At 59.0% G+C, this 25093-nt stretch carries 27 protein-coding genes and 2 pseudogenes; 16 read left to right on the plus strand and 13 right to left on the minus strand.

What is annotated here, in order from left to right; genetic code table 11:
* Positions 1-94: 94 nt before the first annotated feature.
* The 4 genes from FP2506_RS19595 to FP2506_RS19600 all read left to right on the plus strand — a co-directional run bounded on the left by FP2506_RS19595 (position 95) and on the right by FP2506_RS19600 (position 1896).
* Positions 95-187: a hypothetical protein gene (locus tag FP2506_RS19595; RefSeq protein WP_369407263.1), complete on the plus strand. Its 93-nt coding sequence runs from the start codon at positions 95-97 to the stop codon at positions 185-187.
* A gap of 114 nt (positions 188-301) precedes the next feature.
* Entirely contained in the window at positions 302-733 is a 432-nt protein-coding gene (locus tag FP2506_RS15720) for a PACE efflux transporter (RefSeq protein ID WP_040490117.1), read from the plus strand.
* Positions 730-1380 carry a 5-formyltetrahydrofolate cyclo-ligase gene (locus FP2506_RS15725; RefSeq protein ID WP_007068568.1) on the plus strand — a complete coding sequence of 217 codons (651 nt, stop codon included), beginning with the start codon at positions 730-732 and terminating at the stop codon, positions 1378-1380. Before FP2506_RS15720 ends, FP2506_RS15725 begins: the two co-directional genes overlap by 4 nt.
* 258 nt (positions 1381-1638) lie before the next feature.
* Positions 1639-1896, plus strand: a complete 258-nt coding sequence (locus FP2506_RS19600) for a head-tail joining protein (RefSeq protein WP_007068569.1) — start codon at positions 1639-1641, stop codon at positions 1894-1896.
* 55 nt (positions 1897-1951) lie between these two features.
* Here FP2506_RS19600 and FP2506_RS15735 read toward each other — a convergent pair whose 3' ends face one another.
* From FP2506_RS15735 to FP2506_RS18840, 10 genes are all read right to left on the minus strand, one after another.
* On the minus strand, positions 1952-2596 hold the full coding sequence (locus tag FP2506_RS15735; RefSeq protein ID WP_007068571.1) for an ANTAR domain-containing response regulator: 645 nt from the start codon (positions 2594-2596) through the stop codon (positions 1952-1954).
* A gap of 108 nt (positions 2597-2704) precedes the next feature.
* Complete coding sequence (locus tag FP2506_RS15740) at positions 2705-3865, minus strand: transporter substrate-binding domain-containing protein (RefSeq protein WP_007068572.1); 1161 nt, start codon at positions 3863-3865, stop codon at positions 2705-2707.
* Positions 3855-4976: an AAA family ATPase gene (locus tag FP2506_RS15745; RefSeq protein WP_007068573.1), complete on the minus strand. Its 1122-nt coding sequence runs from the start codon at positions 4974-4976 to the stop codon at positions 3855-3857. The genes FP2506_RS15740 and FP2506_RS15745 overlap by 11 nt, the downstream gene beginning before the upstream one ends.
* Positions 4977-5118: 142 nt before the next feature.
* Positions 5119-6165: an aliphatic amidase gene (locus FP2506_RS15750; protein WP_007068574.1), complete on the minus strand. Its 1047-nt coding sequence runs from the start codon at positions 6163-6165 to the stop codon at positions 5119-5121.
* A gap of 148 nt (positions 6166-6313) precedes the next feature.
* Positions 6314-7051 carry an urea ABC transporter ATP-binding subunit UrtE gene (gene urtE, locus FP2506_RS15755; protein ID WP_007068575.1) on the minus strand — a complete coding sequence of 246 codons (738 nt, stop codon included), beginning with the start codon at positions 7049-7051 and terminating at the stop codon, positions 6314-6316.
* Positions 7048-7782, minus strand: coding sequence for an urea ABC transporter ATP-binding protein UrtD (gene urtD / locus FP2506_RS15760; protein ID WP_040489194.1), 735 nt, complete (start codon positions 7780-7782; stop codon positions 7048-7050). Before urtD ends, urtE begins: the two co-directional genes overlap by 4 nt.
* Positions 7779-8927 (minus strand): urea ABC transporter permease subunit UrtC, encoded by a 1149-nt coding sequence (gene urtC, locus FP2506_RS15765; protein ID WP_007068577.1) that lies wholly within the window; start codon positions 8925-8927, stop codon positions 7779-7781. Before urtC ends, urtD begins: the two co-directional genes overlap by 4 nt.
* A 10-nt stretch (positions 8928-8937) precedes the next feature.
* Positions 8938-9813, minus strand: coding sequence for an urea ABC transporter permease subunit UrtB (urtB, locus tag FP2506_RS15770; RefSeq protein ID WP_007068578.1), 876 nt, complete (start codon positions 9811-9813; stop codon positions 8938-8940).
* Positions 9814-9935: 122 nt separating this feature from the next.
* Entirely contained in the window at positions 9936-11177 is a 1242-nt protein-coding gene (locus tag FP2506_RS15775; protein ID WP_244404208.1) for a transporter substrate-binding domain-containing protein, read from the minus strand.
* A 266-nt stretch (positions 11178-11443) separates the two neighbouring features.
* Positions 11444-11614 carry a hypothetical protein gene (locus FP2506_RS18840; protein WP_210160427.1) on the minus strand — a complete coding sequence of 57 codons (171 nt, stop codon included), beginning with the start codon at positions 11612-11614 and terminating at the stop codon, positions 11444-11446.
* 422 nt (positions 11615-12036) lie between these two features.
* On the opposite strand from FP2506_RS18840, the gene FP2506_RS15780 reads away from it, so the two are divergent.
* Positions 12037-12474, plus strand: coding sequence for a PA2169 family four-helix-bundle protein (locus FP2506_RS15780; RefSeq protein WP_050765170.1), 438 nt, complete (start codon positions 12037-12039; stop codon positions 12472-12474).
* A gap of 733 nt (positions 12475-13207) precedes the next feature.
* Here FP2506_RS15780 and FP2506_RS15785 read toward each other — a convergent pair.
* Positions 13208-13519: a P-II family nitrogen regulator gene (locus tag FP2506_RS15785; RefSeq protein WP_007068584.1), complete on the minus strand. Its 312-nt coding sequence runs from the start codon at positions 13517-13519 to the stop codon at positions 13208-13210.
* Position 13520: 1 nt separating this feature from the next.
* A complete protein-coding gene (locus FP2506_RS15790) occupies positions 13521-14447 on the minus strand; it encodes a sodium-dependent bicarbonate transport family permease (RefSeq protein WP_274533405.1) in 927 nt (308 codons plus the stop codon).
* A 391-nt stretch (positions 14448-14838) separates the two neighbouring features.
* On the opposite strand from FP2506_RS15790, the pseudogene FP2506_RS15795 reads away from it, so the two are divergent.
* Together FP2506_RS15795 and FP2506_RS19020 are read left to right on the plus strand one after the other, a co-directional pair.
* A pseudogene (locus FP2506_RS15795) lies at positions 14839-15432 on the plus strand (tyrosine-type recombinase/integrase).
* Entirely contained in the window at positions 15407-15592 is a 186-nt protein-coding gene (locus FP2506_RS19020; protein ID WP_187289091.1) for a hypothetical protein, read from the plus strand. Before FP2506_RS15795 ends, FP2506_RS19020 begins: the two are co-directional and overlap by 26 nt.
* A 136-nt stretch (positions 15593-15728) precedes the next feature.
* Here the strand turns inward: FP2506_RS19020 and FP2506_RS19605 are convergent.
* A pseudogene (locus FP2506_RS19605) lies at positions 15729-15965 on the minus strand (IS3 family transposase); the annotation flags it as partial.
* Positions 15966-16236: 271 nt separating this feature from the next.
* Between FP2506_RS19605 and FP2506_RS19300 the strand changes: the two are divergent.
* From FP2506_RS19300 to FP2506_RS15850, 9 genes are all read left to right on the plus strand, one after another.
* On the plus strand, positions 16237-16809 hold the full coding sequence (locus FP2506_RS19300; protein ID WP_274533403.1) for a cupin domain-containing protein: 573 nt from the start codon (positions 16237-16239) through the stop codon (positions 16807-16809).
* A 345-nt stretch (positions 16810-17154) separates the two neighbouring features.
* Positions 17155-18024: a nitrilase family protein gene (locus tag FP2506_RS15815; RefSeq protein ID WP_007068590.1), complete on the plus strand. Its 870-nt coding sequence runs from the start codon at positions 17155-17157 to the stop codon at positions 18022-18024.
* Between the two features lie 30 nt (positions 18025-18054).
* Entirely contained in the window at positions 18055-19209 is a 1155-nt protein-coding gene (locus FP2506_RS15820) for a substrate-binding protein (protein ID WP_007068591.1), read from the plus strand.
* 113 nt (positions 19210-19322) lie between these two features.
* The gene (locus tag FP2506_RS15825; RefSeq protein WP_040490130.1) at positions 19323-20159 is read left to right on the plus strand and encodes a branched-chain amino acid ABC transporter permease; all 837 of its coding nucleotides are present in this window, start codon (positions 19323-19325) and stop codon (positions 20157-20159) included.
* Positions 20160-20241: 82 nt separating this feature from the next.
* Entirely contained in the window at positions 20242-21969 is a 1728-nt protein-coding gene (locus FP2506_RS15830) for a branched-chain amino acid ABC transporter ATP-binding protein/permease (protein ID WP_081448426.1), read from the plus strand.
* The gene (locus FP2506_RS15835) at positions 21966-22700 is read left to right on the plus strand and encodes a branched-chain amino acid ABC transporter ATP-binding protein (RefSeq protein WP_007068594.1); all 735 of its coding nucleotides are present in this window, start codon (positions 21966-21968) and stop codon (positions 22698-22700) included. The genes FP2506_RS15830 and FP2506_RS15835 overlap by 4 nt, the downstream gene beginning before the upstream one ends.
* Before the next feature lie 5 nt (positions 22701-22705).
* Positions 22706-23479, plus strand: a complete 774-nt coding sequence (locus tag FP2506_RS15840; protein WP_007068595.1) for a DUF1028 domain-containing protein — start codon at positions 22706-22708, stop codon at positions 23477-23479.
* On the plus strand, positions 23476-23673 hold the full coding sequence (locus FP2506_RS19025) for a hypothetical protein (RefSeq protein ID WP_040489197.1): 198 nt from the start codon (positions 23476-23478) through the stop codon (positions 23671-23673). Before FP2506_RS15840 ends, FP2506_RS19025 begins: the two co-directional genes overlap by 4 nt.
* On the plus strand, positions 23670-25040 hold the full coding sequence (locus FP2506_RS15850) for an amidase (RefSeq protein ID WP_007068597.1): 1371 nt from the start codon (positions 23670-23672) through the stop codon (positions 25038-25040). The genes FP2506_RS19025 and FP2506_RS15850 overlap by 4 nt, the downstream gene beginning before the upstream one ends.
* Positions 25041-25093 lie beyond the last annotated feature (53 nt).

A 25093-nucleotide genomic window follows, 5' to 3' on the forward strand; every position in this document is an offset into this window, starting at 1 on the left:
ACGCTGCGGGCTACGATTCAGTGCGGCGCCTCATGACCTGCTCGTCGGCGCGCTCCTTGGCCGCTTCGCGGCATAGGGAAGCGAGGTCGTTCCTGTGACGCGAGACGGGCGCCTCGTCGGCATCCTTACGCGCTCCGACATCCTCCGCTTGTTACTTAGTGGGGCGCAAGAGCGTTTGGCGGCATAAGGCCCGGGTTGAAAAGACAGCAGATGGTGCTCATCATTGCGCCAGGTGAGGACGAACTCACTCGGCGAACTGGTCAACACGCGGGACGGCCCGGCGAACAATCGGAGTCCTTCCATGCGCAGCACCACAGACCGAATCCGTCAGGCCGTCAGCTTTGAGCTTATCGGCATACTGATCGTCACACCGCTCTTTGCCTGGGCCTTCAATCACCCGACGGTAGACATGGGCTTATTGGTGGTGCTCGGCGCCACGGCCGCGACAGCCTGGAACTACCTCTTCAATCTCAGCTTCGATCACCTGTTGAACTGGCGTCGCGGTGATGTCCGCAAGACATTTCCACTTCGTGCCGTCCATGCCGTGCTCTTCGAGGCAACCCTCCTTGTCCTTCTCCTGCCGCTCTTCGCGTGGTGGCTCGAGGTTTCGCTGGTTGCCGCACTGGTGATGGAGATCTCCTTCGCGGCCTTCTACATGGTCTATGCCTTCGTTTTCACATGGGGCTACGATATCCTCTTCCCGCCACAACAAACAGGGCGGGCAGCCGCATGACGGAAGACAATACCGATGGAGGCGAGCCCCCCTGCTTTGCCCACCTTCTGGTCGATGGGCATCCGATCGATCCGCAAACAGCACGAGATGTCGCGCGCTTCCGCCGCGCTGAGCGGATGCGGCTTGTTGCAGCGCGCGCATTGTCTTCGGAAAAGCGAGCGAGGGCGACGACAGCCCTGATCGATGGTTTGGACAGGATCCTCAGTCTCGAGACCGGCATGACTGTCGCCGTCTATTGGCCGATCCGAGGAGAGCCGGACTTGCGCCCGTGGATGTGCGCCGCCGATGCCGCCGGTGCCCGCGTCCTGCTTCCGGTGGTGGTCGAAGAACAGGCACCGCTCGAGTTTCGCACTTGGACCCCGGATAGCCGAATGACTCGCGGCTTTTGGAAAATCCTCGTGCCCGCTGAGGGCGAGGCATGTGTGCCCGACATCGTGATCGCACCACTTGTCGGTGTCGACAAAAACCTCTACCGCCTTGGAAATGGCGGAGGGTATTACGATCGGACCCTGTCTCAGTTCGAACCGCGCCCGCGAACTATCGGTGTTGGGTTTGCCGAATGTCGCCTGCCGACCATCTATCCGATGCCTTGGGACTTCCCAATGACAGAGGTGCTGCTTTCGGACGGAACACATCTGACACGATAGCGGCGTGATGTAAGCCTGCGGTCAGATCACGAAGAACACGATCGTCAGAACAGCACCGATGCCGACAATTAGGGCACGAAGATATTCGGTTTTCTTAATGCGTCCCGCTTGGCAAGTCCCGAGGTGTCCGCCCAGCGTGGTCGACAGGGCCAAAATCACGGCGGACTCTCACGACACTTTCCAGACAGCTGTGCGCCCATGTCGGTCGTTAGAAGCTGATCTTGAACACCTGTAGAGCGGACATCCGCTCGCTTCAGAATGTTCGTCGGAGCAGGCAGGAAGGGAACCTTCGCTGCTAATGAGAACAAGGTCGGCTTCGAACCCCGTTGTGCGCAGTGGGCCGCAGCGAATGGCTGGTTTCGCGTACCACTCGGCTGTTTCTGCGTCTCGCCGAGGTGCCTCAGCCCGCACCCGGGCGACCTCATCGAGATCGAGGGCAACGCCTTCCTCATTCAGGGCGAGCCCGTCCGCAATCGCGAGCGGATAATCTGGACCGCGGACTTGTGTCCAGCGTGACCGTGATGAATCTGGGGCTCGACATCGATCCCAACGTCGTCGCGATGATGGCGGCTTAGTCCTCATCCGTTTGGCTTTGCATTCGAGCAGTGAGGTCATGTGGCGCCATGCCGGAGAGGATGCTTTCTGCATTAATTACCGACTGGGCGATCTCTAGCGTCGAGGTGCGCTTGGCCATCGCTTGGCTGCGGATGATCTTGTAAGCCTCGGTCTCGTTGATGCTGTGATGCCGCATAAGGATGAACTTGGCGTCGGCGATCTTTTGTATCGCTTGTATCTTTCTGCGCAGCTTCTGAAGTTCTTCTTCGTCTCTGCGCCGGGCGAGGCAGACCGAACGCGCCATTAGCATATGGCTCAACACGCCGAAGGGCCGGATCGGTTTGGCAAGAACGGTATCGATCTTCAGGTCAATGATGCCCTTCAGTACGGAGGGATTCTCGTAGGCGATGATGCCGACGACCGTTGGCGCGTCGACGCTTTCCACTCCTAGTAGACGCACCGCGTTTGCGTCGAGCGGGTGGGTGATCTCCATAAAGATCATGTCCGTTCCGTCCGGAATCGACTGCGGAAATGGCCAGACTGCCGTCGCATTGCAGCCGATGCGCCCGATCTGCTTCAGCAGCTCCTCGGTCGATCCGTCGTGCGGTTGAACAACAAGCACGTTGAGATCACGCAGGCCATCAATCAGGTCACCGCTCACCCGCACCTCCCCCTGGGCGTTCGCAAACCAGTGGAAATAAGACTTCGTGGGTTTCGTCCACTGCTTTAGAAATCATGGGGCGATACGATCGGGTTGCGCCGAGGCGCTTCAGCTGGAGGTTCGTGGTTCGCGCATTTTCAGGCTCCAATCGTTGAACTGAGGGTGCACAAGATATGGGTCAGGTTTGATCGGCCGAATGCTCTCACATTTGATCCTGAAATGACCTTTTTCATTCACCATCGCGATACGAGATTGTAGATAGGCGTGGCCGTTATCGGGATCGATACGCACAAGGCCCTGTGGCGCATCGTAGACTGAGCCGAGAATCGCCTCTCGCAGCATGTCGGTGCTGAGCTTCTGCGTTGTCTGCAGCGCTTGGGCGAAGAGGTGCACCTGGGTGTAGGCCGCTTCCGCGCAACTCGTGACATCTTGATACGAACCGTAGATCTTCTCGTAACGATCTAAAAAGCCTCGATTGGCTGCACTTTCGACCGACTGAAAATAGGGAGCCGAAACGATATGACCGGCCGAGACTTCCGGTCCCATGACGGCAATTTCGGCCTCGTTCGTCGTCAGGCTCCCAATCGGCATGGTCTTAGAGTCGAAGCCGGCCTCGGCAAAGCATCGGTGGAGATCGATCGAGCCCTGACCAACCATGGTGGAGAAGATGACGTCTGGTTGAATCTCTCGCACATCCTCCAAGACATTCGCGATCGCCGAAGCGTCCGTTACTAGCGGCAGGTAGCGTTCGCCAACGACTTCACCGCCTCCTTCGCGTAGAATGTTGCGCATCACCCGGTTGGATTCGCGCGGGTAAATGTAGTCGGAGCCTATAAAATAGAACCGCGGGCCATAGTTATTCAGAAGATAACGGGCCAGCGGTACGCTGTTCTGGTTCGGAATTGCCCCCCCATAAAGAACGTTTGGGGAATACTCAAAGCCCTCGTAGAGCGTGCTGTAGAAGAACAGGGCGTTGTGGCGCTCGACGATCGGCAGCACCTCCTTGCGCGCCGACGAGGTATAGCAGCCGAAAATCACGTTCACCCGGTCTTCCAGAATGAGCTTCTGGGCAAGTCGTCCATACTCGGATGTAATCGATCGAGGGTCGTGAATTACAGGCTTAAGTTTCCTTCCCAGAACGCCGCCGGCCTCGTTAATCTCGTTAATGGCCAAAAGCACGCCCCGGTATTGGGACCGCTCGATCAGCCGAGTCACCCCTTCATGCGCGAAGAGGACACCGACCTTCCAACCATCTTCTTCAGTCGTCATTCGCGCTCCGATAGGGCCGGTCTTTTATCGTGTCAAAGGACATCACACCATTCAGGGGGACAGCCCTCAGCCAGACCGTCTGGCCGGCCGGACTGAACTTTCCTTCGCATGCTACGATGTGACGGGCCAAGGGAATCTCGATTGCCTTTCGCAATTCGCGCTTCAGGTCGCGCGCGCCGAATTTCTGATCAAAACCCTTTTCGCGTAACTGCTCGATCGCTGGCTCAGAAAGTATCAGCTGGACGCCGCGGCGCTCCAGCCGCTTGTTGATCCTGCGGATTTCGGCGCCAATCAGTTCGTGAGCCTGCGTAACGCGCAGGGGGTTGAAAATTTGAACCCTGTCGATCCGGTTAACGAACTCTGGCGGAAACCGATTCAAAAGCTCATTCTCAGCGATCTCGCCTGCTGTCCTATAGCTTTGGCCGGAGACTAGCCGGCCGATTCTCTCCTTCAGCGTGGCAGTCTGGGCACCGTAGATCGCCTTCGTGCCGAGATTACTCGTCATGAAGATGATCGCCTTGCGGAAGGAATAGGTCTTGCCGCCCGAGGCGACAGTCATCAGCCCATTGTCGAAAATGTTTAGGAGTGCGAGGATCACCTCAGGGCTCGCCTTTTCCAATTCGTCGAAGAGCACGAGGCCGGGACGCCCAGCTCTACCTTCGAGCAGGTCCTGATCGAACACCGTCGAGCCCTCCTTGGAGCCCACATAACCCGGCGGCGCGCCGGTGAGCGACGCGGCGTAGTGCTCCTGCGATAGCGTATTCATGTCGACCCGGCACAGCGCGTCCGCATCGCCGTGAAGTGCGCGTGCCAGAGCCCTCACAATTTCCGTCTTACCGACACCGGTCGGCCCGAGAAACAGGCAGGTGGCAAGCGGGCGCCGCGGATCGCCGATATCGGCAAGCGCCAGCTCAAGTGTTTCGCAGATCAGCGCGCGTGCCTCGTGCTGACCAATGATTTCCTCGGCCAGATGCGCATCGATCGCGGCGAGATCAAAACCGAATCGGGACCCTTGGGTTTTCGTTACATCATAGGGATTTGGGACATTCGCCAGATCGCGCTCGGCGGCTAATGCCTGTCTGTCGAGCCGCTCGCTTTCGTTGGCGGCCATCCTGTCGTTAATAAAGGGCACGTTCGCTCGTTTCCCTTAGGCGTTTAATTATGGTGCATGCCCGCACCACATGGCGTCGCGGTACGGGCTGCGGCCCCGAATTTTGCGTCGGGACCGGCTTTCCTCAAGATCGATGATGGGCCTATTCGGCTGCTTCACGCTCGGGCGCTTCGGTCGGAAGGCTTCCGACCGGACACTGAGCAACGCCCGTCGTCTTGCGCGTGATCTTCTGCACGTTCTCTTGCGTTTTCTTCGCGTCGTTCACCCAGTTCCGGTAGAATTCAAACGGGCAATCGGCGACGCCGAGATCGCCGTCACCGGAATCCTGGATGCCGGTGTAGCCGCGATGGAGCAGCTTGAAGAGATGGTTCTGAGACTGGTCGTTGGCACGGGCGTCGCGGATTTCCGGGATTGAGATCTGGGCGTACTGGATGCCCATGTCCTCCTCGCCGCATTCGCCGAGAGTTCGTCCATCAAAACCGATTATGGCCGAGTGCCCGAAATAGCTGTAAACGCCGTCGAAGCCGGACGCGTTTGCAACTGCGACGTAGCAGTTGTTCGCCCAAGCCATGGACTTGGCCATCATTACCTGCTGGTCCTTGGCAGGATACATGTAGCCCTGGCAGCGTACGATCAGTTCGGCGCCCTTCATCGCACAGTCACGCCAGATCTCTGGATAGTTGCCGTCGTCGCATATGATCAGGCTGACCTTGAGGCCCTTTGGCCCTTCTGAGACGAAGGTACCTCCGCCCGGGTACCATCCCTCGATCGGGCACCAGGGAATGACCTTCCGGTATTTTTGGACGATCTCGCCCTTGTTGTTCATCAGGATAAGCGTGTTATAGGGGCTCTTCTTGGGATGCTCTTCATGGCGCTCGCCGGTCAGCGAGAACACACCCCAGGTGTTTGCCTTGCGGCAGGCTTCTGCGAAGATTTCGGTTTCTTCGCCAGGAATCTGGCTGGCCGTTTCCATCATTTCTTTCGGATCGTACATGATCCCGTGGGTGGAGTACTCCGGGAAGATCACAAGATCCATACCAGGGAGACCCTGCTTCATGCCGACGATCATCTCGCCGATCTTACGGGCATTCTCCAGGACCTCGGCCTTGGTGTGCAGTCGGGGCATCTTGTAGTTCACGACGGCAACGCCGACCGTGTCGTTGCTGCTGGAAATGTCACCATGTCTCATGGTTCAGTCCTCCTTAATTGACCTTGTTGGTCGTTGCCAAACGGGGGTGCGTGATCCCCTTTTCCGAGCACCGGCGACGGTTCCGCCCGCATCGCTGCCCATTGCGTGTCCCGACGTTTCAATCGCGCTTTCGATCATCATCTTCGCCTCAGAACGTCAGGTGCTTGTTCGCGATCTCGTCGTTCAGATCCTCGCCACGGCCGGACACGACGACTTGCCCCTTGTCCATGACAAGAAATCGATCGCAGGCCCGCCGGGCGAAATCGATGTTCTGTTCAACAAGGACGATCGTAAGTCCGTGTTCTACATTGAGCGTCTGGATGACCTCTTCGATCTCTTGGACGATGTTGGGCTGGATGCCCTCTGTCGGCTCGTCGAGCAGCAGCATCTTTGGGTTCATTGCCAACGCGCGCCCAATCGCGAGTTGTTGCTGCTGGCCGCCCGAGAGATCGCCGCCGCGCCGCTCGGAGAATTCCTTGAGAATCGGAAAGAGATCGAACACTTTATCGGGGATCGCGCGTTTGCCGTCCTTGCGCGCGAACGTGCCCATCTTCAGGTTTTCGGCGACCGTGAAGCGCGGGACCACCTCGCGGCCTTGCGGCACGTAGCCAATGCCCATCATCGCCCGCTCGTCGGTGCGGCGATCGCCAAGCGGCTCGCCGGAAAAGAAGAGGTCGCCCTTGGTGCGGTCGGTGAGGCCCATGATCGTGCGCAGAAGCGTCGTCTTGCCCACGCCGTTGCGGCCGAGGACGGCCAACATCGAACCCGGCTCCAGATCGAAGTTCAGGTCCTGCAGGACGACGCTCTTGCCGTAATAGGAGTAGAGATTGCGGGCTTCGAGCACGATGTCGGGCTCCTTCAGACGGTCGCGGGCGAGAGCGCTCAATGGCCGAGATAGGCCGAGCGCACCTCCGGGTTGGATTCGATGTCCTTGATCGAGCCTTCCGCCAGGACGCTGCCCTGGTGGAGGACGGTGATGCGCCGGGCGACCTTTCGGACGAACTGCATGTCGTGCTCGACGACGACGATCGTGCGCTCGCCGTGCAGCTTTTCGAGGATCGCGGCGGTGCGTTGGGTCTCGCTGGCCGTCATACCGGCGGTTGGCTCGTCCATCAGCAGAAGCTTGCAATCCTGGGAGAGCAGCATCGCGATCTCCAGCCACTGGGTCTGGCCGTGCGAGAGGTTCTCGGCGAGGACGTGGCGCTGATCGGTGAGGCCCACGGTCTCCATAATCTTTTCTAGCGCCTCGCTGGGCTTCGCGAGAATGCGTGTGATGTTCGCCCAGACTCCGGGCCGCTGCGAGCGGGCGAGTTCGAGGTTCTCCCGCACCGTCAGGCGCTTGAAGACCGAGGGAATCTGGAACTTTCGGCCGACGCCGTGGCGGGCGCGCTTGAACTCCGGCAGATTGGTGATCGTCGCTCCGTCAAAAACGACCTTTCCCGATGTCGGCTGCGTCTTGCCGCAGATGAGATCGAGCGTCGTCGACTTACCGGCCCCGTTGGGTCCGAGCAGGCAGAGAAGTTCGCCCTTTTCGACGTTGAGGTTGAGACCATCGACGGCGCGGAAGCCGCCGAAATCGACCGTGAGATCGCGAATTTCGAGCTGCGCCATGGTCACTCTCCCGCACTCAGGGAAGCGGTTGGGGAGGTCGAGGCGCTTTCGCCCGGCCGGGTGGGCTCCCCAGTCTTCGCCGTCGTGCCGTGCCTAGCCTTGTCCTGGCTGCGCATCGCGTCGAGGACGGAGACGGCGAGTCCGTAGAGGCCGCGTGGCAAGAAGAGGACGATGGCAATGAAGAGGACGCCGAGCACCATCAGCCAGGCCTCGACGAAGACGTCGGAGAGGCGGCCTTCCAGCATATTGACGACGATCGCACCAATCGCAGCGCCGATCAGGGACTCCCGTCCGCCGACCGCGCACCAGATGACGATCGAGAGGCTAAAGGAGACGCTCATATAGGTGGGCGAGGCGAATTGCAGGACGAGCGTGTAGAGCATGCCTGCAAAGCCTGCGATCGCCGCCGAGACTGAAAAGACGAGGATTTCGTAGTTCGAGACGTCGTAGCCGAGAAACCGCGCCCGGTTCGGGTCCTCACGTACGGCTCTCAGCACGAGCCCCGCCTTGGACCGGCTCAGCATCGTTGCCAGCACCGTGACGATGAGGAGAGAGGCCGCGACTAGGTAGTAGAAATTCAGGCTGTAATTGTCGATCGTCACACCGAAGATCGTCAGGAGGGCGAGCCCCGTCAGCCCGTTCTGGCCGCCGGTATAGCCTTGTTCTTCAACGAAGAGAAGTTGGATGGCGACGAGGACGGCGAGCGTGATAATCGCCACGAAGACGCCCGAAACACGGCCTTTGAAGATGAAAGCGCCGATGGCGAAGGCCATTGCGGCCGGGAACAGGAGGCCTGCGAGAAGCGTGAAACCCAGTGAGTGGAACGGCTGCCAGAACCAGGGCAGCGTCTCAATGTTCATCCAGCCCATGAAGTCCGGCATGCCGCCCGGCATGCTGGTGCTGTTCATGAGCTTCAGATGCATGGCCATAATGTAGGCCCCGAGGCCGAAGGGTGCGGCCTGGCCGAGATTGAGGATGCCGGCGGTGCCCCAGGAGAGGGCCAGAGCCATCGCCACCATGCCGAGGCAAAGATAGCGGGCGAAGGTGTTGAGCTCGTAACCGTCGAAGCCGAAGAACAGCGGCACGGCGAGGACGATCAGCGCGGCGAATGCGGCGATCGAGAGGAAGTCGTTGCGCAGGGTGGATGTCACGTGTCTTACCTCAGCCTCGGACCGTCTGGGGGATCAGGCCGGTCGGCCGGAAGCGAATAAGCAGAATGATGGCGACGAGGAGCAGGATGCGGCCTGTCGTATCGTTGAAGATCATCGACAGCATCGCGCTGGCTTCGCCAATGAGGCCGGATGCGAGCGCGGTTCCGACGAGACTTCCCACGCCGCCGACAATGACGACGAGGAAGGCATCGACGACCAGCGTCGTCCCCATGGTGGGCGTCGTCGAAATCAGCGGAGTTACCAGCGCGCCGGCTATGCCCGCGAGCGCCGCGCCATAGGCGAAGGTGAGCCCGTAGACGCGCTCGGCGCGGATACCGTAGCACTCGGAAATCTCGCGGTTCTGGATGACGGCGCGCAGCTTGGTGCCGAATTCGGTGCGCGTCAGCAAAAGATACGTGACGAGCAGCATGCCGAGAGAGACGCCCAGGATGAAGAGGCGATAGTTCGAGATGACGAGATCGCCGAAGAAGAGATTGCCGTCGAAGATTTCCGGCCGCTGCACGAAGCGCGACTGGCTGCCGATACCGAGCGTGATCGCCTGCTGGAGGACGATCCCGACGCCCCATGTCGCCAGGATAGTGTCGAGTGGACGATTGTAGAGACGGCTGACGATGCCCTTCTCGATCAGCCATCCCACCGCCCCGATGGCGACGAAGACCAGCGGCAGGCTGATCAGCATTCCGAGCCCGAAAAAGGTCTGCAACGCCCAGGTCGCATAGGCTCCCAGCATCACGAACTCGCCATGGGCGAGGTTAATGACGCCCATCGAGCCGTAGATGATCGCAAGGCCCGCCGCGATCATCAGTAGGATCGAGGCAGTCGATAGGCCCGCGAAGAGCTGATTGAAGAATATCGCCGAATCCATCGGATCATCCGTGTTTGAAGGCTCGGGTTGCGGGCACACCGGCCCCGTGGCGGCGAGAGGCGATCATGCCTCTGCCGCAACGGTTCTGACGCCGGTCGAAAGCTTGGGTTGGGCGCGGCCCGTCAGGCCCGCTTCAGACCCTCTGCCGTGCAGGTCGAGCCTTCATAGGCCCAGTAAGGGACCGGTGAGACACGATCGTCGGACTGCACCAGAATTTCGGCCTGACCATCGCCGTTCCACTGGGCGATCTTCGGCCAGAGCGAGGTGTGGAGGTTCTCCTCGATCACCACCTCGCCCTGCGGCGCGACCACCGAGACGCCGACGGAGGCATCGCGGATTGCCGGCGCGGTGAGTTCCTGATCGCCGAGCTTCTCGACGGCCTTCTTGAACTGGAAAACCTGGAAATAGGCAGCTTCGCTGACGAAGTGCGTCACCGCGTCGGAGCCGTATTTGTCCTGATAGGCCTTCACGAACGCCTCGTTCTCCGGCGACTGGTACGACATGAAATAGGGGGCGGACGAGTAGTGCCCGGCTGCGGCATCTCCGCCCATTGCCTGGACTTCGATCTCCGAGCGAGTGAGGCTCGCGACCGGTGTCTCGGCCGGATCGAACCCGGCGGCGTGGAACTGGCGCTGAAAGGCGACGTCGGAGTCGCCGACGAGCGTGCAGAACACCACATCCGGCTTTTCGGCGCGAATCCGGTTGATCACCGAAGAGAAGTCCGAATGGCCGAGCGGCACGTATTCTTCATGGACGGCCTCGCCGCCGAGGCGATCCAGCAGGATTTTGCAGACGTTGTTCTCCTCGCGCGGATAGACGTAGTTGTTGCCGATCAAATAGAAGCGCTTGCCGTGCTTTTCAGCGAGCCAGGGCACGAATTCCTGCTGCTGCTGGTTCGGTACCGCGCCGCCATACATGACGTTCCGCGAACATTCGCGGCCCTCGTAGAGCGTCGGATACCAATAGAGGTTGTCGCGCTGCTCGACGACCGGTAGCACCGCTTGACGGCTTGCCGAGGTGTAGGAGCCGAAGACGGAAATGCACCTGTCGCGGATGACGAGGCGTCGTGCGCGATCGGCATAAGTCGCCGGGTCGGAGGCGGGGTCCTCGATGATCGGATTGAGCTTGCGTCCGGCGACGCCGCCTTCGTCGTTGATCTGCTCGATCGCCAGCATAGAAGCATCGTGCAGTGTCTTTTCGACGACCGCCACCGAGCCGGTGAGCGAGAAGAGAAGGCCGACCGGCAAGTCAGCGCCCTGCGCCATCGCCGGCTTTACTGTGCGGAGGATGGATGGCGCGAACAATCCCGTAGTCGTCACTGCACCGAGTACGCTTGCATTCTTCAGAAAGGTACGTCGTTTCAAGACAAAAGCCTCCATCACCGCGACGTCGTCGCGCTTGCCAAAGTTTTCGATAGACACAAAAAAACCCCCCAGCGAACTGTCATCTTTGACAGCAGACTGAGGGGCTTCGATGCCCGATATAAACCGGCGATCACTGTTGATCTTCGGCGTCTTGCGTGAAACTAGACACAACTAAATTTGCAACGCAAGCCCTTTCTGCATTTATTTTGTTCGGCGAGTTTGGAAAGCTGAAGTCAAGCGTTTCGTCGGTCCACAAATTTCCAACATCATTTTGCTTTTGGTGTTGCGGGCGAGATTTCGGCGTTATCCTTGCATACTTGCGCTAAGCCGTAAGGCAACTGTCCTTTCTCGCGTTCGAGACATTTAATGGAAGGCGAAGCAGGCGCACTGACCCGCAACTGAATCGATGCGGTGAAGAGCGGCGAGATGACAGCCATGCGTTCGCCCTTCGATGGGCCGCCCGCATGGCGGTTCTCGAGTTGGCTCATCGTTTAGCTGGAGCATTTTGGTTGATGAAAGCGAGGGAAGAACGCACGACCTTCGCCATTATGAGGGCGCTGGCATACAAAGTGCGCTGCCAAGTTCTGCAAAAGACGAGCGGAACACAGATCCTAAAAACTAAAGGCAGGGAAAACAGATGACGATCGAAGACGCTCGGAGAATGGTTTTTCACCGACGGAATCAATTCGTCCGATCAAACTTTTCAAGCCATCGTAGAATGAGACTAGTGGTGATCTTCTCGTCAGCGGGCCCCTGTGAGGAGGTGCGCGTTGGCCTGCTCGGGTTCGCAAGCTGGATCTTTTCTTCCAGTCCGCCGTTCAGTCCGGCAACTCATGCAGATCCGTGAAGGAGTATGCCCGTGACAACTGGACTCTCAACTCTTCAGACACTTACCGATACGGCTGTGGACAGCGCGTTGGGCTATGAAGCCGCCGCCGAGAAGGCGAAGAACGCAGGACTGAAACAGACGCTTCGGGATCAGGCCGCAAAGCGCCGGGAAACTATACGGATACTGAACGAGGAAATCGTTCGACTCGGCGGCGAGCGGCGCGAGAAGGGCAGCACCATGGGTGCCGCACATCGTGCCTTCACCGGCCTCGCCGACGCCTTTCAGGACAGCAACAAGGCGGCCGTCGAGCGAGTGGAAGAAGGCGAAGACTACATCGAGAAGAAGTTTCGCGAAGCCCTCGACGGTGCCGACTTCACGCCGGAGACGCGGTCGGTCGTTCAGCGCGCCCATACCGAGATCAGCGCCGGCGAGCGGCTCACCGACAGGCTGGAAGATCAGTTCGACTGACACCTTTGCTGTTCACGGCGGGGGAAACATCGCGTTCCTCCGCCGAAGCACGACGTCCAGCTCTGAGGATTAGAGGCAATGGACGGACGTAGAGAGGTTGTCCAAGCTCCGGTATTCGAGATCGAAGACAATGTGCCAGTCATTCGGCTGGGCAGCCGTTAGCTCGAAAGCGTCGGAGACGCGCCACAAAGTCAGGACGCTCTTGGTGACGTCCAGCGGCGTGTATGAAACAGCTGACCTCTCCGTCCTGGTTCAGTATCAGTGAATAAAGCGGCGTCCGGTAGCGCTACTGAAAGCCGCCTCTTTCGTCCGACAGACGCGGGATGTCGTACTGAACCACATTCATCTCATGCGTCCCACGGGGTCGTCGGGAAATATTGGAGCGTGACCTCGATCGGCCCAAGTTCGACTGTACCCGCCTCGTCGGTTTTCTGGGAAACCTATTGAGGATCCGTCGACCGACGATCCACTATCGCGTCCGGTCGGTCGTCCGCAGATAGAAATCGCCAGCAGCGACGATCGCCAGATCGGCATTCAGGACGAGATGTGCCCGGAGAGATCCGGCGCAAATCTTGGCGAGATCCAAGTGCCGCAGGGAATGGGGCATATTCGATACTGATCGTATCGCTCAGACTAAGGCAGGCTGGGCTATCTCGCTACAACCTCTATCGAACTCGGACAACGCTCATGATTGGTGATGATGAATTTGGGCGGTTATCGCCGGACAGTTGCTTCAAAACCGCTCGGCGCGCAGAACTTTGACATCACTCACGCTGATCACTCCGATATGCCGCTCGACCACTAAGTACACCGCTTCCAGCAATGGTTCGAGTTTTTCGGGCCTTATCAGGCAGACTACCTGCACCATTCCCGTTCCACGGCTGATCTGACCTTCGCGGCTCCAGGTCCCCGATCGTCCCGAGCCACCGAGAACCGGTAAGACTGACCACCCCGTCACATCGGCTGATTGCAGAGCTTCCGTCAGACGTCGGAGCATCACGGTCTCGATCATAATCTCGACCCGCTTGGCTTCGTGCTTTTGCATATCAGGCTCCAGTCAGCATTTGAGCGACTGCTAGGTAGATCGGCAGTCCAAGAACCAAATTGAACGGGAAGGTCACAGCAAGCGACAAGGTCAAGTAGATCGAAGGGTTGGCCTGGGGCACCGCGACGCGCATCGCCGCAGGTACAGCGATGTATGAAGCGGAAGCGGACAGTGTCATAAGGAGCATTGTGCCGCCGGTCGAAAGCCCGACGAGAAGCGCTGCCAAGAGGCCCGCAGATGCTCCGAGCAGCGGCATCACGAATCCAAAGACGACCGCGCCGCGATCAAGCACATTTGCCTGACGAAGGCCTCGTCCCGCAATCAGGCCCATGTCCAGAAGGAATATGCAGAGTACACCTTGGAAGGGTGAGACAATGAAGGATTCGATCTTGGCGAGCCCTTCCGGACCCGTTGCCATGCCGATCACGAATGAGCCGAGCAGGAGGACGATGGATCCATTCAGGAGAATTTCTCTCCAGAGATCGGAATTCATCTCGGCGTTGTCGGAACCGCGGGAGATCAGCCAAAGTGCCGATAGAATCGCCGGTGCTTCCATGGCAGCTGCTACGGCCACCATGTAGCTTTCGGAGGCAACTCCCGCATCGCTTAGAACCGATGTTGCCGCAACGAAGGTCACGATCGAAATCGATCCGTAATGCCCGGCAACTGCTGCGGCGTCGATGCGGGACATCCCCGACAGAACGCGTAGAAGCGAAAAGGCTAAGAGTGGAAGGACAAAAGAAAGGATGATACCCGCGCCGAGACTCAGCCCAAGAGTGAGATCGATGCCATGCGAGGCAAGGCTCGCGCCGCCCTTGAATCCGATCGCGAACAGCAGGTAGATCGAAATTCCTTTGGCCACGGCTTCGGGCACCGAGAGATCTGATCTCGCCAATGCCGCTGCCATTCCGAGAACAAACGACAGCACGATGGGCGACAGCAAGTTCGCGATTGCCAAGTCGAGCAACTGACCGATCCGGGTTGTTGGAAATTGGTGCCCGTTACGACACTTTAAATCGCACAGCAATATCCTTGCACATTCGATACCAAGGATCGCCTCGCACAATCGGCAGCCGAATAAGCTCGCTCTCAGAATTCCAGTTTGCTTAGAGTCGGGGTTCTAGCGAGACGTGTGTCCGAACGAAGACCTGGGTACTCGCAGACAACGCGCAGGCCAATCGTTTCGCATTCGCCCGCGCCCAAACGGCAGCTACTCGCGGGCCATGCCGAAAGGCTGTCCGTCGGCTATCTGCCCGTCCGATCGTCGCTGGGATTTTCCATTTTTCCCTTTCGGCCATTCCGGCCGAAGGAGAAGGATAATGGAACATTCCCAGTATGATCCGGCGGGCATGGCTTGTTGAGCATGTATGCTCGATGGCCAATTGGTGCGAAGCGAGCCCTGAAGCCGCAACAGGTTTGGGCGATCCGCTTCTGGCTGGATCGCGTACAACGGATCCGCGACCGTGCGATCTTCGATCTTGCCATCGATAGCAAACTTCGCGAATGCGTTGTGGTGGAGGTCAAGATCGGCGATCTAACGTCGGGTGACCGGATCCGGACGCGAGCGATCGTCGTACAGCGAAAAACAAAACGGCCTGCCCAGTTCGAACTGCTTGAGCCGGCACGGTCAAGTCTGCTCGTCTGGCTTGAACTGCGAGGCGGAATGATCGACGGATATGCATTCCCGAGCCGAATTGATGCGACAGACCACATCAGCACCCGTCAATATGCACGCCTGGTAGATAAACGGGCGACCGCGATCGGTTTGCGGAGGTAAAATTACGGGACGCATTCGCTGCGTAGGACGAAGGCGTCTCATCTACGAAGCGACTGGCAATCTGCGAGCGGTTCAGATCCTTCTTGGTCATACGAAGATAGAGAGTAACCTTGCAGCTGAAAATCTATCCCCTTGAAAGGCTTGTGAATTCGCTTCGGGTTCACGGCCCATTACTCACGCCGCAGCAGAACGTGAACACGGCGATAGCCCTATCGGACATGTGTCCCTATGATTTCCTTGATCCGTTTGCTCAGGGCAGCCTGATCGTCGCGCCGAGCCTCGTAGGCGTAGAGTGAACGACCGACCTCCATGGCGAAGCAGGCGCGTCCGATAGTTACCTTCCAAATCTCCCGGACCTCGTCCACCAATTGGCAACGACGCGCACGCTTCAGTTTTACGGCAACACTCTCGAAACGGAGGCGCTGCGTGGCCTCAATTTGATAGCACATCCTTAAGAGTCGCCGCATCCGGTGAGAGATCCGCGACTAGCCGCTTTAATCTCGTGTTCTCCTCCTCCGCCTGCCACAGCTTTCTCACTTCTGAGAACATCGTGCCCCGTAGCGCTTGCGCCAATTGGAGCAGGTCGCGTCCGATCTCGGCCTTCCGGCAGACCTCAGCAATGGCAGTGCCCCTGTCGGCATCCTTCAAAACAAAGGTGATCTGCGCTTCGGTGTACTTCGACTGCTACACGGAATCCCTCGTCAGAATTACGGGATCATAATTGGAAAACTCCAGCTCAGAACGGTCCAATTCCAGCGATGTACGGCACTTGTTCATCAGCCGATAAGCACTCAATTGAAGGTGCTACAAGCGGCGGAAGGCTTCTTGGAATCGCATCAAAAAATGCCCAGACCCTTGGATCCTCTGGTTCGTAGATAGCCAGCTTAGACTAAAGCCATTAACCGCACCTCTATTTTCAGTCTCCGCGGGAGAGCAGATAGTGAAACAGAGCATCGACGAGAGCATAGGCGCCAAACTGCGTCAGCTGAGGCGAATACACGGATTTTCTCTGAAGCAGCTCGCGACGCCCGTCGGTTGTTCTGAAAGTATGCTGTCGAAGATAGAGACTGCCAAGGTCCGTCCGACGATGACTATGCTCCGCAAACTTGCGGACGAGCTCCATGTCAACATCGCATTCTTCTTTGAGACATATTCAAAGCCAGAGGACGTCGTTCATCGGCAAGGTGAGCGACCGATCCTTAATGTCGGAGCGGCGTCTGAGGAGGTTGCGATCCGGCTTGAGCGTCTGCCGCCCATGTCGAGACAGAGCCTGCTGGAAGCTAATATTCACATCGTCGAGCCTGGAGGATCGACGGAGGGAGCCTTCAGTCACGTGGGCGAGGAGATGGGCTTTGTTCTAGAAGGCGAGCTCACCATTACAGTCGCAGACGAAACCTACCGACTTCGAACCGGCGATTCATTCGCTTTTTCTTCAACGCTTCTGCACTCCTACAAAAACGAGGGCGACCGCGTCGCGCGCATCCTGTGGGTTAACACTCCGCCGAGCTTCTGAACGGCTTCGATCGAAGGGCGATTTTTAGTCTTTCCCGTAGCGGAGCGGCGAACAGACGAGCGAAACCGTCGCATCTTTTCGCGACTGAGGTTGGAAGCTCACTGATCGCGAGGAGCTTGCCACACTGTCAACATTTCGCGGCCCCGTCGCGATGAGTTCGCTTACGAACTTCTTCGAACGCGGTCAAAAGCTCGGCAGATCGCGAGCCAAAGCGCCATAAATTTATGCAAGTCTAAAAAAAATGCAAAAACTCATTCAAGTGACTTGAATAGCGCCTCCGTTTCCGTCAGTCTCTTCCGCACCGGCGCTAAAAAGCCGAACGCAATAATCGGGAATGAAGCACCTATGGCAGGAGAATCGACGATCCACGTGACCTGTGCCCAATTCGAACCAAGAATTGGAGAGATCGAGGGTAACCGTGAGACGAGCATCGCTCTTGTTTCCGAGGCAGCCGACAACGGCGCCGACCTCGTGGTACTTCCCGAGCTTTGCCAATCCGGATACGTCATCGAATCCAGAAGTGAAGCCTATGCTCTTGCCGAGACAGTGCCAGGTGGGCCGACTATTGAGGCGTGGGCCGCACTGGCTCAAGAACGCAAAATTCACATCGTCGCGGGATTTCTGGAGCGGGACGATGACCGGCTTTACAACAGCGCCGTGGTGGTCGGTCCTGGTGGCATACTAGGCACTTACCGCAAGAATCACCTTTGGGATGAGGAAGCTCTCTTCTTCGAGCGAGGAAACCGCAACTTCCCGATCTTTCATACCCCCTTCGGCCGCCTTGGCGTGCTTATCTGCTACGACGGCTGGTTCCCGGAAGCGTGGCGTCTGCTGGCGATCGCCGGCGCGGACATCGTCTGCGTTCCAACCAATTGGGTTCCGATGCCGGGACAGCCGGATGGCCTGCCGGCAATGGCCAATCTGCTCTGCATGAGCGCCGCCCATGTGAACTCATTCGTCGTTGCCGCCTGCGACAGGGTCGGCTTGGAGCGAGGCCAGCCTTTTATCGGACAAAGCCTGATCGTGGACCACACGGGCTGGCCGGTCGCAGGCCCTGCAAGCGTCGATGAGCCGGCCATGATCTCCGCTGAGATCAACCTTGGCGAGGCGAGACGCAAGAGGAACTGGAACGACTTCAATCAGATCGTGCGAGATCGGCGAACCGATCTCTACGGCGAAATGCTGGGGCACGCGGCCACCCCGGACTGGCACTGACTGCGCCGCTTTCATCAAGGGACTCAACTCATGCGAAATCTGACACTTGCGAGCGGGCTAGCCTTGACGCTTGCCTTTACGACGAGCGGCGCGGCGCAAGAAGAACCGATCAAGATTGGAATTCCGGTCGGCCTGAGTGGCGCGAACAGCGTTGTCGCGCCGTCGGTGGTCCAGTCTAGCGAACTCGCGGCCCAGGAGATTAACGAAGCAGGCGGCATCCTCGGTCGGCAGGTCGAGCTTGTCGTCGCTGACGATGGGAGCGGTGCTCAGGGAGCTCAACGAGCTTTCGACTCACTTGTCTATCAGGACGAGGTCGATGTTCTAATCTCCATGGAGACCAGCGCGGCACGCAACGCCGGTCTCCCGATCGTGAACCGCTCGGAAACGCCGTACATCTACACCTCGTTCTACGAAGGCCGATCCTGTAGTCCATACATGTTTGTGAATGCATGGGTTCCCGAACAGCAAGTCACGCCAGTCGTCGATCATTTCGTGAACGAGCTCGATGCACAGACATTCTACCTCATCGGAAGCGACTACGAATTCGGGCGCGGCATGCTCGAGTTTACTCGCCAGTACATAGAGGAAAGCGGTGGCGAAGTCCTCGGCGAGGAATATCTGCCGATGGACGCTTCGGACTGGACGCCGATCCTTTCCGACGTGCGCTCGAAAGCCCCTGATGCCGTTATAACGTCGACCGCAGGCGGCGCTCCGAACGTCACCTTGACGAAGCAGATGAGGAATTCGGGCATCGATGTCCCGTACGGCAATCTGGCAGTTGACGAAGGCACAGCCGGCAATATGGGTTCGGACGCCACCGGCATCTATATATCGCAGTCCTATCTGACTGGGATCGAAAGCGAAGAGAACGCCGCGTTCCTCAGCGCCATGGATGAAAAGTTCGGCTCCGCCCTCGAAACGCCGAACGATCTCTCCGTGCCACAATACGAGGCGATATACCTCTACAAAGCTGCTGTCGAACAGGCTGGTACGACCGATAAAGCGGCGGTCATCGAAGCGCTCCCACAAGTCTCCTACAAGGGACCACGCGGCGACATTCAAATGAATGTCCAGCATCACACGCCGTTGACCATGTATCTCGGTCAAGTGGAAGAAGACGGTAGCGTCTCGGTGATCCAGCGCTTCGAAGACGTCGATCCAGGCGAACAGTGCCCGAACCTCTGATCTGAATGAAATTTCGACCGTTCGGGCTTCGTCTTTGCTGCCCGAACGGTCCGGCTTCGCGGGCACGGCGTATCGCCGGCGCGGGCGCGCCTTCGACCACCATTGGGACCGACATGACGGCACTTTTTCTCGACATCGTCACGACATCCGCGATCCTGTTCATCGTTGCCGCCGGACTGATGATCATCCTCGGCGTTATGAAGCTCATCAACTTTGCCCATGGCGCCTTTTTGACGGTCGGCGGCTATTCCGCCTACATCGTCACCGACTATGGCTTCAGCCCGTGGCTGACGGTGCCATTCGCAGCTTTCGTCGGCTTCGTTCTCGGAATCGCGGTGGAACGCCTGGTGGTGCGTCCCCTATATTCCCGTCCGCTCGATGCGATACTCGCGACATGGGGTCTGGGCATCGTCATTACTCAGATCATCGTGTTCGCGTTCGGACGCGGCGTTCAGTTCGCCGAGAGTCCTATGTCCGGAACACTCGAGATCTTTGCTGTCGGTTACTCCGCCTGGCGCCTTACACTTGTCCTTGTCGCCGTTCTCCTTGGCGTCGGACTTACGGCGTTGCTATATCTGACACGCTTTGGTCTGAACGCTCGCGCCGTGATTATGAACGAAGATCTTGCGCGCGGCCTCGGGATCGACAGCGTGAAGGTTCGCGTGTCGACCTTTGGGCTCGGTGCTGCGCTGGCCTGTGGGGCCGGTGCGCTAATCACACCTCTGCTTTCCATCGATCCGAACATGGGCCTTCCGTGGCTTGTCAACTCCTTCATGCTTGTGCTCGTTTCCGGCGTTGCAATTCCAGGCCTGGCCCTTGCCTCACTTCTCCTGGGTGGGGCGCAGGTCGTCGTCAGCACCTTCGTGAGCCCAATCCTCGGCGGTGTCACCATCGTCGTTTTCGCCGCAATTCTCCTGCGCATACGGCCGAAAGGATTGTTCGGTGGCTGATTCATACGCTTCTTCGACCGCCCGTAACCGCCGTCGCTTCTGGCTAGTCGGGCTGGTGGGGCTGATCGCGCTCACCACCGTCATGATCGCGCCCTATTTCCTCGATCGCTACCTGGTAAACGTCCTTATTCGGGCGCTCTTCCTGGCGGTACTGGCCATCACGGTCGATCTCGTCTGGGGGTTCGCGGGCATTCTCACCTTCGGTCAGTCGGCATTTTTCGGTATCGGAGCCTACGCCTGCGCACTCGTCGCCACCCATTATGGGTTCGGACCGTACTGGTTTTTCGGCGCGTTTCTGATCGGCCTGGCAGCCGCGGCGTTGACGGCGTGGCTGGTCGGCGTTCTCTCCTTCTACCACGGAGCTTCGCCACTCTACTCGTCGATCATCACACTAGCGCTTCCGATCGTTCTCGTTCAGATCATTTTCGCAGGAGGTCGATTCACCGGATCGAGCAGCGGGATCTCTGGTTTTCCCACCTACTATTGGGCGGTCGAGACCTGGTTTGTCATCGCTGGCGTCATGCTCGTAGTCATCGGCTGCTTCGCCTGGCTGTTCGTGCGATCCGACTTGGGGCGTATCCTGGTGGCGATCCGTGAGAACGAGGATCGGTGCGCGTATCTCGGCATTCCCGTCTCCCGGATCAAGATTGCCCTTTTCACGGCCTGCGGCTCTATCGGAGCGGCTGCGGGTTTCGGCTACGCCGCCTTCACCAATGTCGTCGCGCCCGAACTGGGCGGTTTTCTGCTCGGCACGGAGTCGCTCATCTGGGTCGCGCTCGGGGGGCGAGGGACCCTGATCGGACCAATCTTCGGTGCGATCGGCATCGACGTCACCTCCTCATATCTTTCCGGGACCCTGCCTTTCCTTTGGAAATTCATCGTCGGCGTCCTCTTCGTGATCGTCATCGTTCTTCTCCCGAACGGCTTCGCCTCCCTCGTCACCGGTGCCTGGCGGAAATTCGGACCGAAACGACGCTCCGCTGACGCGAACGATGAACGAGCAAGTCATTCAATCCTGCTTCGTCCGGCGCCGACGGTCACGCGCTTGGGGTCCAACGGCGAAAAACCCATCATCATCGAAGGACTCGGATGCCGCTACGGCAGTTTGAGCGTTCTCGGTGACCTTAGCTTTGAGGGACGTCCCGGCGAGCTTCTCAGCATCGTCGGACCTAACGGAGCGGGAAAGACCACACTCATGCGCTGCATCAGCAACGGCTCCGAGCGCACCGCGGGAACGGTCAGAATTGCAGGCAACGAGATCGCAAAGAGGTCACCGGAGAAGGTCGTCGGCCTTGGCGTCGGCCGCAGTTTTCAGAACACCAGTCTGTTTGACAGTCTGACGGTCGGGGACTGTCTGCGGTTGTCGCGCTATCGCATAGACGGCGCGAGGCTTTTGCGGCGCACGCACCATGTCGCTCTGCCCAAGCCTGCCCTCGGCATCTTGGAAGCGACCGGTCTCGACAAGCATCTCGATCAGGAGACGCGCTATCTGTCCCACGGCCAGAAGCGCGGACTCGAGCTCGCCATGGTGCTCGCGACGGAACCGAGCGTGCTTCTCTTGGACGAGCCGACCGCCGGACTGACGAAGACTGAACGCACCGCGATCGGCGATGTTCTTCTGTCTCTGACGAACTCTTATGGTCTCTGCGTGATCCTCATCGAACACGACCTCGATTTTGTACGCCAGATCTCGGACCGCATCGTCGTTCTCCACGAGGGACGCATGGTGCTCGACGGAAGTGTCGAGGAAGTCGTCTCCTCCGATCTGGTGAAATCCGTCTATTCCGGACACGCAGCCGAGGTCGCATGATGAGGAACGGCACTGAGCGAGAAGCAGTTTCCGAGCAGATAATTTCCGTCGCCCGTCTGCGGTCCGGATATGGTGGCGGCGATATACTACGCGATATCTCGTTCGATCTGTCCGCCGGCGAGATCCTTGCCATCCTCGGCAAAAACGGCATGGGGAAGTCGACCCTCCTCAAGACGATAATGGGCTTCGTCAAGCCGAAGAGCGGCAGCATCAAGCTTCGTGGCGTTGACGTTACCAACGCAGAGCCGCATTGGATCGCGAGACGTTCGATCGCCTACACGCCTCAGGAGTTCGCGATTTTCCGCGAGTTGACGGTCGAGGAGAACCTGCGGCTCGGCGTCGAGAGCGACAGTCTCCTCAAGCAGCGACTAGGAGACGTCCGGGATGCCTTTCCCCGCATGACCGAGCGTATGTCCCAGCGCGCCGGGACGCTAAGCGGCGGGGAGCAGAAGATGCTTCTCCTTTGCCGCGCCATCGTCTCCAGGCCCGACATCATGCTGATAGACGAGATCTCCGAAGGTCTGCAGCCGACAATGATAGAACGGATGGCTGAAATCCTGCGTACTGCGCGCAGTAAAGGCGTCGCCATCCTTCTGATCGAGCAGAACCTCAATTTCGCGTTGTCGATCGCAGATCGTTTCGCGATACTCAAGATCGGGGAGATCGTCGAAAGCGGGCGCTTCGAGGGGCGAGATACGGCTGGAAAGCTCGAGAAACACTTGAGGATCTAGGAACGATGCCCTTGACGACGTTTCCCAACTCCCAAGCTCCGACCTTCGCGAACACGTACTCCATCGTAGCGCGTTGCGCACACACGGGAGAGCTCGGTGTCGCCGTCGCTTCTGCGGTGCCCGCGGTCGGCGCGATCTGTCCGTATGTCCGCTCCGGCGTCGGGGCGGTCACAACCCAGTCCTGGATCAATCCGTATCTCGCCTCGGACATTCTCGATGCGCTGGAAGCCGGCGCAAGTGCTCAGGACGCGCTCGATCGCGCGCTTGCATCCGATGCGGAAGCGAGCCTCCGTCAACTCGGCGTCGTCGACAGCCAAGGTCGAAGCGCAAGCTTCACGGGTGCAGAGTGCACACATTGGCACGGCTCGCTGCTCGGCTTCGATTACGCGATCCAGGGCAACATGTTGACCGGTGCACCGGTGCTCGAAGCGATGGCGAAAAGCTTCGAAAATCGAACAGATACCACGCTTGCGGAGCGTCTGATGAGGTGCCTCTCGGCAGCGCAGAATGCCGGTGGAGACAAACGCGGCAAGCAGTCTGCCGCTCTTCTTGTTCACGGCCGCGAGGACTATGCACTCGTGGATCTCCGCATTGACGAAGATGCCGATCCGGTGGGTCGGCTGCGCGCGACACACAATATTGCGAGCTCTCAACTGGCGCCTTTCGTGGCCGGTATGCCGAAGCGTGGTGGCACCAGCATGTTTCCACGGGAGGTCATGGACCTTCTTCTGTTGTCTCCACCGGACAGGCCACAGGGAGGAGGATCGCGCAAGCCATGAGTGACCAGATGGACGAGGCACGCGAAGCAGGTTCGCACGGCTCGAAACGACGCAGTTCCCAGCGAACGGCAGAAATCGAGGCGGCCTTCGCGGTGATTGAACGGCATATTCGGCGGCTTCACGAACTCGATCTAAGCGACGAACATCCGGCCGTCGTTTTCCGTCCGGCGAATTTCGAAAGTTCAGACCGATGAGCGCGCCGGCTTTCTTAAACCTGCCCATTTCGAAAATTACTGATGCGTTCAAGCGCGGCGATCTTTCTCCCGTCGAGGTTCTAGAAACCTGTCTCGAGCGGATCAAGGTTCGCGACGACACCCTCAATGCTTTCGTGCACCTCAACGAGAATGCACGGCACCAGGCCATCAAAGCGGAACGAGCCGTACGCGAAGGGACCGAGTTGGGACCGCTGCACGGCATTCCGATCGCAGTCAAGGATAACTATCTGACGGCGGAAATGCCCAGCACGGCGGGCACGAGCGCGAACGTCGACTTTCCCCAACACGACAGCGCGGCTGTCGCCGCGCTTCGTGCCGCAGGAGCGATCCTGATCGGTAAGACGCGGATGCACGAATTCGCCTGGGGCATGGAGACACCCCCGGCTCGCAATCCACACGACGAGACCAGGGTTCCGGGAGGGTCCAGCGGCGGATCGGGGGCAGCGTTAGCGGCGGGCATGTGTCTCGCAGCGACCGGCTCGGACACTGGCGGATCCATCCGTATTCCGGCAAGTCTCTGCGGCACCGTGGGCTTCAAGCCGACCTTCGGGATGATCAGCAGATCCGGCATCGTGCCGCATAGCTGGTCGCTGGATACGGCCGGACCGCTGACCCGTTGCGTCGATGATGCGGCCCTCCTCTCGGATGTCATGAGCGGACCCGATCCTGACGATCTGGGTTCATCGACTAGACCCGCAAAGGCGATCTGGGGAACTGAGGCTCTGCCAGCCGACAGTTTCAACGTCGGCGTTTGCCGGAATCATTTCTTCGATGCTTTGCAAGACGACGTCGCGGGCAGTGTGGAGTCGACGATCGAGCTACTGGCTTCTGCTGGCGCTCGGATCGTCGAGTTCGAAATTCCCGATCTTGCCTACGGGCTCGGGGCAATTTTCGCCATCGAGCTCGCGTCCTCTTCAGCCTATCACCAGCACGCCCTTAACACGGGGAGTGTCGAGAACTTCTCTGACGACGTCCAGCTCCTCGTCGAGATGGGCGAGCGCGTGCGTGCAACAGATTACCTTCACGCCGAGCGTTTTCGGACACGTCTCGCTCGCACCTTCGCAGAGGCCATGCGCGAAATCGACGTGGTCGTCGGCCCAACAATGCCTGTGACGGCGTGGACAGTCGGCCAGCGCGAGGTGACCCTGGCAGGACAAACCGAAAGCGTGCTCGAGAGCGCTTGGCGCTTGACATATCCATGGAATTTGCTGGGCCTGCCAGCGATCACACTTCCCTGCGGACGCGATCGTGACGGCCTTCCGATCGGCTTCCAAATGGCGGGCCGCCCCTTCGACGATGCGAGGGTCGTGACCTTCGCTCGGATCGTCGAGAACCTCGTTAACTGAGACTCCCCGCGTCTACGCAGACCGGCGAAGGCCTTTTCAAGGAACGCATTCTC

Source organism: Fulvimarina pelagi HTCC2506 (assembly GCF_000153705.1).
GTDB lineage: Bacteria > Pseudomonadota > Alphaproteobacteria > Rhizobiales > Rhizobiaceae > Fulvimarina > Fulvimarina pelagi.

Coding starts and splice junctions, on each gene's coding strand:
- FP2506_RS15720 (WP_040490117.1), top strand. CDS start 302: ATGCGCAGCACCACAGACCGAATCCGTCAGGCCGTCAGCTTTGAGCTT.
- FP2506_RS15725 (WP_007068568.1), top strand. CDS start 730: ATGACGGAAGACAATACCGATGGAGGCGAGCCCCCCTGCTTTGCCCAC.
- FP2506_RS19600 (WP_007068569.1), top strand. CDS start 1,639: ATGTTCGTCGGAGCAGGCAGGAAGGGAACCTTCGCTGCTAATGAGAAC.
- FP2506_RS15740 (WP_007068572.1), bottom strand. CDS start 3,865: ATGACGACTGAAGAAGATGGTTGGAAGGTCGGTGTCCTCTTCGCGCAT.
- FP2506_RS15745 (WP_007068573.1), bottom strand. CDS start 4,976: ATGGCCGCCAACGAAAGCGAGCGGCTCGACAGACAGGCATTAGCCGCC.
- FP2506_RS15750 (WP_007068574.1), bottom strand. CDS start 6,165: ATGAGACATGGTGACATTTCCAGCAGCAACGACACGGTCGGCGTTGCC.
- urtB (WP_007068578.1), bottom strand. CDS start 9,813: ATGGATTCGGCGATATTCTTCAATCAGCTCTTCGCGGGCCTATCGACT.
- FP2506_RS18840 (WP_210160427.1), bottom strand. CDS start 11,614: ATGGCTGTCATCTCGCCGCTCTTCACCGCATCGATTCAGTTGCGGGTC.
- FP2506_RS15785 (WP_007068584.1), bottom strand. CDS start 13,519: ATGCAAAAGCACGAAGCCAAGCGGGTCGAGATTATGATCGAGACCGTG.
- FP2506_RS15815 (WP_007068590.1), top strand. CDS start 17,155: ATGGCAGGAGAATCGACGATCCACGTGACCTGTGCCCAATTCGAACCA.
- FP2506_RS15820 (WP_007068591.1), top strand. CDS start 18,055: ATGCGAAATCTGACACTTGCGAGCGGGCTAGCCTTGACGCTTGCCTTT.
- FP2506_RS15825 (WP_040490130.1), top strand. CDS start 19,323: ATGACGGCACTTTTTCTCGACATCGTCACGACATCCGCGATCCTGTTC.
- FP2506_RS15830 (WP_081448426.1), top strand. CDS start 20,242: ATGATCGCGCCCTATTTCCTCGATCGCTACCTGGTAAACGTCCTTATT.
- FP2506_RS15835 (WP_007068594.1), top strand. CDS start 21,966: ATGATGAGGAACGGCACTGAGCGAGAAGCAGTTTCCGAGCAGATAATT.
- FP2506_RS15840 (WP_007068595.1), top strand. CDS start 22,706: ATGCCCTTGACGACGTTTCCCAACTCCCAAGCTCCGACCTTCGCGAAC.
- FP2506_RS19025 (WP_040489197.1), top strand. CDS start 23,476: ATGAGTGACCAGATGGACGAGGCACGCGAAGCAGGTTCGCACGGCTCG.
- FP2506_RS15850 (WP_007068597.1), top strand. CDS start 23,670: ATGAGCGCGCCGGCTTTCTTAAACCTGCCCATTTCGAAAATTACTGAT.